This window comes from Sorangium sp. So ce836 (assembly GCF_028553905.1).
GTDB lineage: Bacteria > Myxococcota_A > Polyangia > Polyangiales > Polyangiaceae > Sorangium > Sorangium cellulosum_D.
Window position 1 is genome coordinate 10,561,864 of sequence record NZ_CP102233.1, and the last position, 12,786, is coordinate 10,574,649.

Annotated in this window: 10 protein-coding genes; 2 read left to right on the forward strand and 8 right to left on the reverse strand. The window is 71.7% G+C overall.

The window, feature by feature from the left end:
* Positions 1–69: 69 nt before the first annotated feature.
* The 7 genes from NQZ70_RS38505 to NQZ70_RS38535 all read right to left on the reverse strand — a co-directional run bounded on the left by NQZ70_RS38505 (position 70) and on the right by NQZ70_RS38535 (position 8,961).
* On the reverse strand, positions 70–489 hold the full coding sequence (locus tag NQZ70_RS38505; RefSeq protein WP_129578679.1) for a hypothetical protein: 420 nt from the start codon (positions 487–489) through the stop codon (positions 70–72).
* 188 nt (positions 490–677) lie between these two features.
* Complete coding sequence (locus NQZ70_RS38510) at positions 678–2,147, reverse strand: NCS1 family nucleobase:cation symporter-1 (RefSeq protein ID WP_129578680.1); 1,470 nt, start codon at positions 2,145–2,147, stop codon at positions 678–680.
* 84 nt (positions 2,148–2,231) lie between these two features.
* Positions 2,232–3,620 (reverse strand): NAD-dependent dihydropyrimidine dehydrogenase subunit PreA, encoded by a 1,389-nt coding sequence (preA, locus tag NQZ70_RS38515; protein WP_129578681.1) that lies wholly within the window; start codon positions 3,618–3,620, stop codon positions 2,232–2,234.
* Between the two features lie 3 nt (positions 3,621–3,623).
* Positions 3,624–5,021 (reverse strand): FAD-dependent oxidoreductase, encoded by a 1,398-nt coding sequence (locus NQZ70_RS38520; protein WP_129578682.1) that lies wholly within the window; start codon positions 5,019–5,021, stop codon positions 3,624–3,626.
* 31 nt (positions 5,022–5,052) lie between these two features.
* The gene (gene hydA, locus NQZ70_RS38525) at positions 5,053–6,456 is read right to left on the reverse strand and encodes a dihydropyrimidinase (protein WP_129578683.1); all 1,404 of its coding nucleotides are present in this window, start codon (positions 6,454–6,456) and stop codon (positions 5,053–5,055) included.
* A 184-nt stretch (positions 6,457–6,640) separates the two neighbouring features.
* Entirely contained in the window at positions 6,641–7,513 is an 873-nt protein-coding gene (locus tag NQZ70_RS38530; protein ID WP_129578684.1) for a nitrilase-related carbon-nitrogen hydrolase, read from the reverse strand.
* Complete coding sequence (locus NQZ70_RS38535) at positions 7,513–8,961, reverse strand: CoA-acylating methylmalonate-semialdehyde dehydrogenase (RefSeq protein ID WP_129578685.1); 1,449 nt, start codon at positions 8,959–8,961, stop codon at positions 7,513–7,515. The genes NQZ70_RS38530 and NQZ70_RS38535 overlap by 1 nt, the downstream gene beginning before the upstream one ends.
* A 596-nt stretch (positions 8,962–9,557) precedes the next feature.
* Between NQZ70_RS38535 and NQZ70_RS38540 the strand changes: the two genes are divergently transcribed.
* Together NQZ70_RS38540 and NQZ70_RS38545 are read left to right on the forward strand one after the other, a co-directional pair.
* Positions 9,558–9,986: a hypothetical protein gene (locus tag NQZ70_RS38540; RefSeq protein WP_237244411.1), complete on the forward strand. Its 429-nt coding sequence runs from the start codon at positions 9,558–9,560 to the stop codon at positions 9,984–9,986.
* An 80-nt stretch (positions 9,987–10,066) separates the two neighbouring features.
* A complete protein-coding gene (locus NQZ70_RS38545; protein ID WP_129578686.1) occupies positions 10,067–12,370 on the forward strand; it encodes an Rv1355c family protein in 2,304 nt (767 codons plus the stop codon).
* A 27-nt stretch (positions 12,371–12,397) separates the two neighbouring features.
* Here NQZ70_RS38545 and NQZ70_RS38550 read toward each other — a convergent pair whose 3' ends face one another.
* A complete protein-coding gene (locus NQZ70_RS38550; RefSeq protein ID WP_129578687.1) occupies positions 12,398–12,778 on the reverse strand; it encodes an STAS/SEC14 domain-containing protein in 381 nt (126 codons plus the stop codon).
* Between the last annotated feature and the right edge of the window lie 8 nt (positions 12,779–12,786).

A 12,786-nucleotide genomic window follows, 5' to 3' on the forward strand; every position in this document is an offset into this window, starting at 1 on the left:
GCGCGCTGGGGGCCGGCCGCCGCCCGGCGCGCTGCCCCCAGCGCGCCGGGCGGGGGCGGCCGGGGCGGCTCAGTCGGCCGGCAGCTCCTTCGCCTTCACGGTGAAGAGCTCCGCCCCGCCGGCCGCCGCGACGACGACCCGCAGCGTGCCGGAGGGGACCGCCCTCTTCATGTCCGCGGCGACCGCCTGCGTGACGGGCGAGAGCGGGGCGATGATCTCGGCCAGCGCCGCGCGCGACATCACGCCGGCCAGGACCGGCGCGCGCACGCCGGAGGCCAGGGCCGAGCGGAGCGTGCGCTCGGGCTCGAGATCCGGGTCGCGCTCCTGCAGGCCGATCGCGATGAGATAGCCTGTCGGCTCGCGCAAGGAGAGGAGATAGCCCGAGAGCGACGACACGGCGCTGCGCGGGGGCATGCTCCGCAGCAGGCGCCCGAGCTCAGGGCGGTGATCGTCGAGCAGCTCGGCGCGCTCGTCGTGATCAGAAGACATGCGCCACCTGCCCTTTCTTCTCAAGGGCGGTCGTGGGGAGATCGCGATTCAACCGGATTTCCGTCGCTGCGAGTTTCATGGCCGTGTGCCTCCAGCGAGGGCTCGTGCCCTCGCTGTTGTTTGTTCCGGTCACCCCGCCGCGCGTGTCATGGAATCGGACGCGGCGCCGCGAAATCCCCCCGCCCGCGTCAGCGCGCCGGCGACGCCCCGCGCGCCGCGGCGGGCTCCGCGCGGCCGGCCAGCGAGAACAGCATGTAGAGCCCTCCCGAGACGAAGAACCCCACGAACCACGCGTACGTGTAGATCGCGCGCATCACCTCCGGGACGCCGTCCTTCATCGACGGGATCGCCTCGGCAAGGAAGCCGGGCAGGTTGATGAGCACGCCGACCGCGAGGGCGGCCATCGCCCGCCAGTTCACCCCGCCCTGGTACTCGTAAGCCCCGCCGCGCCGGTACAGGTCGCCCACCTCGAGCTGCGTCCTCCGGAGGAGGAAGTAATCGGCGATCATGATCCCGCCGATCGGCCCGAGGAGCGCCGAGTAGCCGACGAGCCACGTGAAGATGTACCCCTGCGACGACTCGATGAGCTTCCACGGCAGGATCACCGCGCCGAGGACGGCGGTGATCACGCCGCCCGCCCGGGCCGAGATGCGGTGGGGCGCGAGGTTGGAGAAGTCGTTGGCCGGCGAGACGACGTTGGCGGCGAGGTTCGTCGAGAGCGTGGCGACCGACACGCCCACCATCGCGAGGACCATGATGAACGCGCCGCCGATCCGGGCGAGCAGCTTCACCGGATCCCAGATGAGCTCCCCGAAGATCACCGGCGTGGCCGAGGTGACCGCGACCCCGATGAACGAGAACAGCACCATGGTCGCCGGCAGCCCGAGCGCCTGGCCGATCGCCTGATCGCGCTGGCTGCGCGCGTACCGCGTGAAGTCCGGGATGTTCAGCGAGAGCGTGGCCCAGAACCCGACCATCGCGGTGAGGCCCGGCGCGAACACGCTGAGGAGCTGCCCCTCGGGGATCTTCGACGGCTGCGACAGCATCGGGCCGAACCCGCCCGCGCGGACGTACGCCCAGCCGAGCATCACGAGCCCCATCACGATGAGGAACGGCGCCGCCCACGTCTCGAGGAACTTGATCGACTCCGTCCCCTTCAGGATGAAATGGAGGTTGATCGCCCAGAAGACGGCGAACCCGAGGAGCTCGCCGGGGTGGATGCCGATCGCCCCCTTGAACGCCGCCGAGGTGAGCGGCGCCTCCGCCGAGGGCAGGAGCGCGACGAGGAGCTGCCACAGCGCCTGCCCGCCGAGCCACGTCTGGATGCCGAACCACCCGCAGGCGACCAGCGCGCGCAGCACCGCGGGCACGTTCGCGCCCGTCACGCCGAACGACGCGCGGGCGAACACCGGAAACGGGATGCCGTACCGGGTGCCCGCGTGGGCGTTCAGGATCATCGGCAGGAGCACGATGACGTTGCCGAGCGCCACGCACGCGAGCGCCTGCTGCCAGCTCATCCCCTGATCGATGAGCCCGGAGGCCATCGTGTACGTCGGGATGCAGACCGCCATCCCGATCCACAGCGCCGCGAAATGCCCGACCTTCCAGGTGCGCGCCGCCTCCGGCGTGGGCGCGAGATCTTCGTTCGTCAGCGACATCGAGGCTCCTCCCTGCGAGCTCCGCCGGCGCGTGCGCGTTCGCGATCGTCGCGGGCTCCAGGCCGGCGGGTCAGGAGCCCGGGATCAGGAGCTCCGCGCGCGGGCGGTCGCTTCCAGCCCGCCAGGCACGAAGTCCGTCCCCTTCTGGACACGGTCGTTCCACGTCTCAGGCGGCCTGCCTGAAGGCACCTCCCTCATCGTGATGCACCCCGACACAGGGCACACCAGCGCGCACAGGTTGCAGCCGATGCACTCCTCCTCGTCCACGAACGGGACGCGCGACGGCGCTGCGGCGCCGCTCGGGTCCGCCGTCACCGGGCGATCCGGGACGACCTTCGGGATGTGCGTGTGGCCCGCCGCGCGCGCCTCCGCCTCCGTCCTGCCCGGCAGGTGGATGCACTGGTGCGCCCCGTCCATGCAGGCGACGTAACAGAGCTGGCAGCCGATGCACTTCTCGGCGCTGATCTCCGCGACCACCCGGTACGAGAGATCGAGCTCGCCCCACTCCTGCACCTGCGGGATCGCCCTGCCCCGGAGCTCGCTCACCGAGCGCATCCCGTGCTCGTCGAGCCAGTCGCCGAGCCCCTCGATCATCTCCTCGACGATGCGGTAGCCGTAGTGCATCACCGCGGTGCACACCTGCACGCTCGTCGCGCCGAGCGCGATGAACTCCGCGGCGTCGCGGGCGCTCGAGATGCCGCCGATGCCCGAGATGGGCAGCCGGGCGATCTGGGGGTGGCGCGCGAGCTGGCTCAGGAGATGCAGCGCGATCGGCTTGACCGCGGGCCCGCAGTAGCCGCCGTTCGTCGACGCGCCGCCGACCCGCGGCAGCGGGACCATCCGCTCCAGATCGACGCCCATCAGCGACTTGATCGTGTTGATCAGCGAGATCCCGTGCGCCCCGGACCGGAGCACCGCCTCGCCCGGCTCGAGGATGTCGCCGACGTTGGGCGTGAGCTTCACGATGACCGGCGTCGTCGCGAACTCGACGGCCCACCGCGCGATCTCCTGGAGGACCGCCGGCTCGTTGCCGACGGCCGAGCCCATGCCGCGCTCGCACATCCCGTGCGGGCAGCCGAAGTTGAGCTCGAGCCCGTCGGCGCCCGTGTCCTCGGCCTTGCGGATGATCTCGCGCCACTCGTCCTTCGTCTCGACCATGAGCGAGGCGATGAGCGCGTGGCCCGGGTAGCGCCGCTTGACCTCGCGCATCTCCTTGAGGTTCAGGTCGAGCGGGCGGTCGGTGATGAGCTCGACGTTGTTGAGCCCCATGAGCCGCATCGTGCCGTAATCGATGCCTCCGAAGCGGCTCGACACGTTGACGATCGGGTTTCCGAGCGTTTTCCAGACGGCGCCGCCCCAGCCGGCGTCGAAGGCGCGCCGGACCTGATCGCCGGTGTTCGTCGGCGGCGCCGAGGCGAGCCAGAACGGGTTCGGGCTCTTGATCCCGGCGAAGTCGATAGAGAGGTCGGCCATCGCTCAGCTCCCTTGCGGTGCGGGCCCGGGCGCCGCGCCGCCCGCCCGCGTCATCAAAGCTTCGTGCATCGCGCGCGCGGCGATCTTGGCCTCGGCGACCGCGTTGACGACCTCCTTGCCGCCGTTCACGCAGTCGCCGCCGCTGTAGACCTTCGGGTTGCCCGTGCGGTGCGTCGCCGGGTCGACCACCACGCGCCCCCGCGCGTCGAGCGAGACGCCCTCGAACGCGAGCGCCACCCGCGTCGCCCGGCTCTGCCCGATCGCGACCGCGACGAGGTCGGCCGGCACGAGCTCCTCCGCGACCGGCGCCGGGCCCTGCGCCCCCCGCCGCGCGTCCGCGGGCGCGACCCGCAGCGCGACGACCCGCCCGCCCTCGCGCACCACCTCGACCGGCACCCGGTTCTCGACGAGCCGCGCCCCGGCGACGCGCGCGCCCTCCAGCTCGTGCGCGTAGCCCGACATCTCGGCCTCGGAGCGGCGGTACACGATCGCCACGTCGACCCCGAGCAGCGCGAGCTCGTGCGCGACGTCGAGCGCCGTGTTGCCGCCGCCGACCACGGCCGCGCGCCGCACGCCCGCGAGATCGAGGCGCGGATCGGCCTTGAGCCGCTCGATGAACGCGGTCGCGCCCACCACGCCCTCGCCGTCCTCCCCGGGGATGCCGAGGCGCGCGTCGGCGCCGAGGCCGAGCCCCAGGAAGACCGCGTCGTAGCCCGCGATCAGGTCGCCTGCCGACACCTCGCCCGGCGCGGCCGCCCGCTCGACGACCGAGACGCCCGTGCGGAGCTCGACGTCCCCGAGCGACAGCACCCACTCGAGCTCGCGGAGCGCCTCGTGGCCCTTCATCTTGTAGGGCGCGATCCCGAGCGTGTTCAGGCCGCCGGGGATCGACTTCCGCTCGAAGATCACGGCGCGGTGCCCCTCGAGGGCGAGGTAGCCCGCCGCCGCGATCGACGCGGGCCCCGCGCCCACGAGCGCGACGCGCTTGCCCGTGGGCGGCTTCGCCCGGAAGAGCCGCGGATCGCGCGCGAGCGCCGACTCGACCGCGTAGCGCTGGAGTCGGCCGATCGCGATCGGCGCGCGCCCCCACGCGTTGTAGACGCAGTCGCCCGCGCAGAGCACCTCCACGGGGCACGCCTGCCCGCACGACTGGCCGAGCAGGTTGGCCGTGAGGATGGTGCGGGCGGCGCCCTTCACCTGGCCCGTCGCGATCTTCCGGATGAAGCTCGGGATGTCGATGGAGGTCGGGCACGCCCTTACGCAGGGCGCGTCGACGCAGTAGAGGCACCGGTTCGCCTCGGCGATCGCCTCGGCCTCGGTGTAGCGCGGGCTCTTGTCCTCGAATCGCTCTTCGATCCGGCCGGACGGGAGGGGTGAGGGGCGGCTTGGGTCTCGGGTCATGGTCGTGCTCGCGCGCTCCGGCGGCCTCGGATCACGCGGCCCGTGAGCCCTGGATCGGGCCGAGCCGCCGCGGCAGGTAGCGCCCGGCGCCGCGCTCCACGTCGAGCTTGCCGTCCGCGAACTGGACCCGGCCGTTCACGATGACATGCGTCGGCCTCCCCTTCACCTCGAACCCCTCGAAGATGCTCCGGTCGCACCGGTGGTGGTGGGTCTTCGCGGAGATCGTGCTCGTCCCCTTCGGGTCGAAGACCACGAGATCCGCGTCGCCGCCGGGCACGATCGAGCCCTTGCGCGGGTACAGCCCGAAGATCTTGGCCGGCTGCGTGGAGACGAGATCGACGAAGCGGTGGACGTCGATCCGCCCCTCGAGCACCCCGTAGGTCCAGAGCAGGGCGAGCCGGTTCTCGATGCCGGCGGCGCCGTTCGGGATCTTCGAGAAGTCGTCCTTGCCCATGTCCTTCTGGCCGACCTGGTTGAAGGGGCAGTGGTCGGTCGCCACGGTCTGGATGAGCCCCGTCGAGAGCGCGGCCCAGAGCGCGTCCTGGTGCCCCTTCGGCCGGATCGGCGGGCTCATCACGTACGCCGCGCCCTCGAAGCTCGGCTTGTCGTAGACCGAGTCGTCGAGCAAAAGGTACTGGGGGCACGTCTCGGCCATGACCACCTGGCCCCGGCTCCGCGCCTCGGCGACCGCGGCGAGCGCCTCCTTGCAGGTGAGGTGGACGATGTAGATCGGCTCGCCGAGCACCCGGGCGAGCATGATCGCGCGCCCCGTCGCCTCCCCCTCGATCGGCGAGGGGCGGCTCTCCGCGTGGTACCGCGGGTGGGCCTTGCCCTCCTTCAGCAGCTTCTTCTGGAGCGCGACGACCGCGTCGCCGTGCTCGGCGTGGACGGTGACGAGCGCCCCGAGCCCCTTGGCCGCCTCCATCACCTGGATGAGCTCCGGGTCGTCGACGCCGATGGCGCCGCGGTAGGCCATGAAGGTCTTGAACGACGGGATGCCGCGCTCGCGCGCGCAGACCGCCATCTCCTTGAGCGTCTCGTCGCCGAACCAGGTGACGGCCATGTGAAAGGCGTAATCGGCCACCGCCTTCTTCGCCTTCTCGTGCCACATCGCGAGCCCGTCGAGCAGCGATTGCCCGCGGCTCGGGATCACGAAATCGATGATCGACGTCGTGCCCCCGGCGACGCCCGCCGCGGTGCCGGTCTCGAAGTCGTCCGAGCTCTCCGTCCCCATGAACGGCAGCTCCATGTGCACGTGGGCGTCGACCCCGCCCGGGAAGACGAGCTGCCCCGAGGCGTCGATCACCGTATCTCCCGCGCGCTCCTTCGCGAGCCCCGCGCCGACCGCGGCGATCTTCCCGTCCTCGCAGTAGACGTCGCCGACGAACCGGTCGCTCGCTGTGATGATCTCGCCGTTCTTGATCAGGATGCCCATGTTGCTTCTCCGCGGGTGCGCGCCGGGCGGCGGGCCCCCTCCGGGGGGCGGCGCCGCCGTGGCGAGGGAAACGCCGGGGGAGCGTGCCGTCCGCGACCAGCGCCCCGGCGCTGCTCCTGGCTTCGCGGTGGACTTCGCATGGACCGGCTAGCGACCTCCGTCGCCTCGCCGCGGCCGGCGGCCCTCAAGGCAGCTGCTTCGTGAGCTCACCGTAGCTCTCGGGCCGGCGATCCCGGTAGAACTGCCATGTCCTCCGGACCTCCTCGATCAGGTCGAGGTTCATCTCGGCGACCACGAGCTCGTCCTGGTCCTCGCTCCCGGTCGCGAGGAAGGTGCCCCTCGGGTCGCAGAAGTAGCTCGTGCCGTAGAACTTGCCGATGTTCCACGGCGCCTCGGTGCCGACGCGGTTCGAGGCGGCGATGAAGTAGCCGTTGGCCACGGCGTGCGCGGGCTGCTCCAGCTTCCAGAGGTACTGGGAGAGCCCGGCGACCGTCGCCGACGGGTTCCACACGATCTCGGCCCCGTTCAGGCCGAGCAGCCGCGCCCCCTCCGGGAAGTGGCGATCGTAGCAGATGTACACGCCGATCCGCGCATACCGCGTCTGGAACGTGGGATAGCCGAGGTTCCCCGGCTTGAAGAAGAACTTCTCCCAGAACCCGTTCGTGTGCGGGATATGCGTCTTCCGGTACTTGCCGAGGTACGTCCCGTCGGCGTCGACCACGGCCGCGGTGTTGTAGTAGACGCCCGCCATCTCCCGCTCGTAGATGGGGATGATCATCACCATCTTGTACTTCTTGGCGTAGGCGGTGAGCCGCTCGACCGTCGGGCCCGGGACGGGCTCGGCCACGTCGCACCATTTCGCGTCCTGCGAGGGGCAGAAATAAGGCGTGTTGAAGACCTCCTGCAAACAGAGGATCTGCACCCCCTTCTTCCCCGCCTCGTCGATGAACGGGAGGTGCTTCTCGAACATCGCGTCCCGGATCGCGAGGACCGAGGCGCCCTCGTCGAGGGCCGGGGTCGAGCACTGGATCAGCCCGCCAAGTACGTTTCGTGCCATCAGAACCACCTCGTGATGACGATCTTGCGCTCCGTGTAGAAGTCGATGGCCGTCGGGCCGTGCGCCTTCAGGTCGCCGAAGAAGCTGCCCTTCTGGCCGCCGAACGGGAAGAAGGCCATCGGCGCCGCGACGCCGATGTTCACGCCGACCATCCCGGCCGTGACGCGGTGCTGGAACTCGCGCGCGGCGCCGCCGCTCGACGTGAAGATCGACGCCGCATTGCCGTACTCGCTCCGGTTCGCGATCGCGATCGCCTCGTCGAGGTCGCTCGCGCGCATCAGGCAGGCGACCGGGCCGAAGATCTCCTCGGTCGCGATCACCATCCCCGGCTTCACGTCGTCGAAGACCGTGGGCCCGACCCAGTTGCCGTTCGGATACCCCTCGACCCTGGCGTCCCGGCCGTCCACGAGGAGCGTCGCCCCCTCCGACACCCCCTTGTCGATGTACGAGATCACCCGGTCGCGGTGCGCCGCCGAGATCACCGGGCCCATGGTCACGCCCGGCTTCGATCCGTCGCCCAGCACGATCGACCTCGCGTGGCCGACGAGCCCCTCGCGCACGGCCTCGACCGCGTCGCCGACGCACACGACCACGCTGCCGGCCAGGCACCGCTGGCCCGAGCAGCCGTAGATCGACTCGGCCACGTTGCTGATCGTCTTCGGCCGCTCGGCGTCCGGCATCACCACGAGGAAGTTCTTCGCCCCGCCGAGCGCCTGGGCCCGCTTGCCCGCCTCTGCCGCGCTCTTGTACACGTGGCGCGCGACCGACGACGAGCCGACGAACGACACGCCCGCAATGTCCCTGTGCGCGCAGAGGGCGTTCACGACGTCGCGGCCGCCGTGGACCAGGTTCACGACCCCGGGCGGCAGCCCGACCTGGTGGATGAGCTCGAAGATGCGCTGCTGCGAGAGCGGGACCTGCTCCGACGGCTTGAGGACGAAGGTGTTCCCCGCGGCGATCGCGTAGGGCAGAAACCAGAGCGGGACCATCGGAGGGAAGTTGAACGGCGTGATCGCCGCGAACACGCCGAGCGGCTGGCGGACCGTGTGGCAGTCGATCCCGGACGCCACGTCCCCGAGGCCCTGCCCCATCATCAGCGACGGGATGCCGGCCGCGTGCTCGACGTTCTCGATGCCGCGGCCGAAATCGTTCCTGGCCTCGGCCAGCGTCTTGCCGTGCTCGGAGGTGCAGATCGCCGCGATCTCGTCGCGGTGGGCGTCGAAGACCTCGCGCAGCTTGAAGAGGTAGCGCGCCCGCTGCACCGGCGGCGTCGCGCTCCAGCCGGGGAACGCCGCCTGCGCCGCCTTCACCGCCGCGTCGACGTCCGCCGCGGTCCCGAGCGGGACCTTTGCAAGAGATTCCCCGGTGGCCGGGTTCTTCACCTCGAGGTGCGTCGTCCCCGAAGAGCGAGACCAGGCGCCGCCGACGAAGTTTTCCAGCACGCGCATCGCGAAACACCTTTCCCCCGGCGAGGTGGTCACATTGACATCCGCAGCAGGCCGGGCGCCGGCCCTGTCCGCTGGACAATACAACCCACCGATCGAGCGCTACATGCGGTGGGGGTCATTCGTCAAGCCTCGCTGCGACGCCGCATGCGCCGGAGCCGCGGTGAGAAAGACCGTCCACGCACATTCCGTAGTATAGACCACAGCGTGGCTGACAGGCCCCGGTGCAACTGCCCAGCAGCACGTCATGAAATCCTTTGGAAACAACTCGGGTACGCCCTGGTCATGCCGCGTCACGCCGCACGATCGCGGGCGGTCGCCCCGCTCGGGCGGCGTCATCGACCGCGCCTCCGAGGCCGAGCCGGCCCGACGCCGCGGGCGCGGCGCGCGGCCCGGCCCCGCGCGCCGCATGGCGCCGCCACCGCGTCGAAAGTCGCCGCCGAGCGTTGCTGCGTCGATCGAACCGTCCTAGGTGCAACGCCATGGATCTCGCGACCCCTTGCCCCGTCGCCGTCCACGCGGCGGCCCCAGCAGACGGCGCCGCGATCTGGCGGCTCGGCGACGCGACGACGTAAGCTCTGCGAGCGCTCGGTGAGACGATGACCCTACCCACCATGCTGTTCGACACGACGGAGCACGTGCTCATCGCCGTCCACGGCAGGGAACCGCCGAGCGACGAGGACTGGGAGCTCTACATGCAGACGGTGCTGGCGCTCCCGCCCACCTGCTCCAAAACGCTGGTGGTGACCGCCGGGGGCGGCCCCAACGCGAAGCAGCGCGCGTCGGTCAACGATTTCGTAAGCAACCACACACTCACTGTGGCGATCTGCACCGATGCGCTGCTCGTTCGGCAGATCACGATAGCGCTCAGCTGGTTCAACCCGCGGGTGAGGTCGTTCCGGGGCAACGACATCGCGGGCGCCCTGCGCTACCTCGAGGTCAGCGGGCCCGAGGCCGCCACGGTGCACCACAAGGTCGCCAGGATGAGGCTCGAGATCGAGGGCCGGGCGCCCCGCACGCCGCGCTGATCGGGGGGCCATCGCGGGCCGCGGCGGCGGCGCCGGCCGGCGCCGCGACGCGCCGGGAGAGACCTGGTACCACGGTGGTCATGACCAGCTGGCAAGCGCTCCTCTCCTCCCCTCAGCGACGAGACGCAGAATCGACCGAGTGGCGGCCGCGCCTCTTCCGGCCGGCGCGCGACGCGGACGCCGAGGCGCTCGGGCGCCTGCTCCGCGACGACGCGCGCGTCCAGGTCTTCGACGCGATCGACCGGCAGCTCGCGGATCTGGTCAAGACGCGGCACCCGAGCCGCACCCTCGATGAGCGCGAGATCGCGCGGCTCGTCGAGGAGCACCTCCGCGGCGCCCCGCGGGAGGCGTACGGCGTCTGGGTCCACTACCCGTGGTCGCACCGCCTCGTGCACCTGCTCGATGAGGCCGAGTTCGTCGAGCTCCGGACCAACCGCAACAAGTACAAGATCAGCGCCGAAGAGCAGGAGACGCTCGCGCGCCGGCGGATCGGCGTCGTCGGGCTCTCCGTCGGCCAGTCCGTGGCGCTCACCATCGCGCTCGAGCGGAGCGCCGGCGAGCTGCGCATCGCCGACTTCGACCACCTCGAGCTCTCGAACATGAACCGGATCCGGACCGGCGTGCACAACCTCGACGTGCCGAAGGCGGTCGCCACCGCGCGCGACATCGCCGAGCTCGACCCGTTCTTCAAAGTAACGTGCCTTTCCGAAGGGGTCACTCCGGGCAACATCGATCGCTTCCTCCTGGAGGGGGGCAAGCTCGATATCGTCGTGGAGGAGTGCGACAGCCTCGATATCAAGCTGGAGATCCGCTACCGGGCGCGCGCCCACCGCATACCGGTCGTGATGGACACGAGCGACCGGGGGCTCATCGACGTCGAGCGCTTCGACCTGGAGCCGGACCGGCCGATCCTCCACGGGCTCGTCGGCGACCTCAGGCCCGAGCGCATCCGCGGCCTGTCGACCGAGGACAAGGTGCCTTATGTGATGCAGATCATCGGGCAGGACACGCTCTCTGCGCGGTTCGGCGCCACGCTCATCGAGGTGCAGCAGACGGTGAGCACATGGCCGCAGCTCGGCTCGGCGGTCGTCCACGGCGGGGCCGCGGCCGCGGACACGGCGCGCCGGATCGCCCTGGGGGAGCCGGTGCGGTCGGGCCGGTACTACGTCGACCTGGAGCAGATCATCGGCGGCCCCGAGGGCGACCCGGCCGCGCCGCCCGCGCCGCCCGCGCCGCGCCGCCCGGCGCAGGGCCCCGCAGCGCTCGCGCTCCCGCGCGGCGGGGACGACGGCGCCGCCCCGCTCGACCCGGAGCGGCTCCGGCGGCTCGTCGGGGCGGGGATCGCGGCGCCCTCGGGCGGCAACTGCCAGCCCTGGCTCTGGGTCTACGAGGCGCGCCGCCTCGGCCTGTTCCACGACCGGGCGCGCTCCGAATCGCTCGCCGACTTCCAGGGGGCGGGCGGCGTGGTCGCGCTCGGCGCGGCCGCCGAGAACGTCGTCCTCGCCGCCCACCGCGAGGGGCTCTCGGTCCGCCTCTCGCCCTTCCCGCTGGGCGGCGAGGACCTCGCGGCGACGTTCGACTTCTTCGACGCGCCGGTGAGCGGCGCCGAGGACCACGCGATGGATCCCCTCGCGGACGCCATCGGGCTCCGGCACACGAACCGGCGACCCGGCGAGCGGGCGGCGCTCGCCGACGAGCACCGGGCCGCCCTCGCCGCGGCGGTCCGGTCCGTCCCGGGGGCGGACCTCCAGCTGCTCGAGTCGCCGGCGGCGCTCGAGGAGATCGCCGCGCTCATCGGCGCGGGCGATCGCGTCCGGCTGCTCGCGCCGGGCACGCACGCCGACCTGATGAAGGAGATCCGCTGGACCGAGGCGGAGGCGGCGGCGCGCCGGGACGGCATCTTCGTCGGCTCGTTCGAGCTCTCGCCGGCCGATCTCGCGGGGTTCACGATGTGCCGGGACTTCCGCAAGATGGAGCTCGTGCGGCGCTGGGGCGGCGGCCGGGCGCTGGAGAAGACGGCGCGCAAGGCGATCGCCGGCGCGATGGCCGTCGCGCTGATCACGATGCCGCGCGCCGGGCTCGCGGACTACTTCCAGGGCGGCCGGGCGGTCGAGCGGGCGTGGCTCACGGCCGCGCAGCGGGGGATCGCCGTCTATCCGATGGCGACGCTGCCGTACCTGTTCGCGCGCCTCATCCGCGGCGGCGGCGAGGGGCTGGATCCGGAGACCGTCGCGGTCGCGCGGGGGCTCCGGGAGCGGTACGTCCGGCTGTTCGACGTCACCGACGCGACGGCGGAGATCCTGCTGTTTCGCCTCTCGCTCGCGGGCCCGCCGTCGACGCGCGCGCTCCGCCGCCCCCTCGAGGACGTGCTCGTCGTGCGCTGACCCGGGCCGCCCCGGCGGCCGCCCGCCTCACGGCGCGGCGCGGTCGCCGAGGAGCCAGGCGCGCGCGGCGCCCTCGTCCTTGAAGACCCGCACGAGGCCCGCGGTGCCCGCCTCCCGGGCGATGCGGGCCGCCTGCAGGGCGGCGAGGTCGCTCTGGACGAGCTCGGCGGTCCGGATCACCCCCAGCGCGGCCGAGGTCGCGCCGATGTCGCGGAGGAGCTCCGTCGCCTCCTCGGAGGCGATGGAGAACCCCCGGAAATCCACGAGGACGCGGATCCTCCGGCCGCAGAGCGAGCCGAGCGCCCTCCTGTACTCGGCGGCGTACGCGTGCGCCTCCTCCGCGCGCACGACGCCTTGCAACGTGACCTCGATGAGGGCGTTGATCCTGTCGATCTTGATACGGTACATGCCGCCTC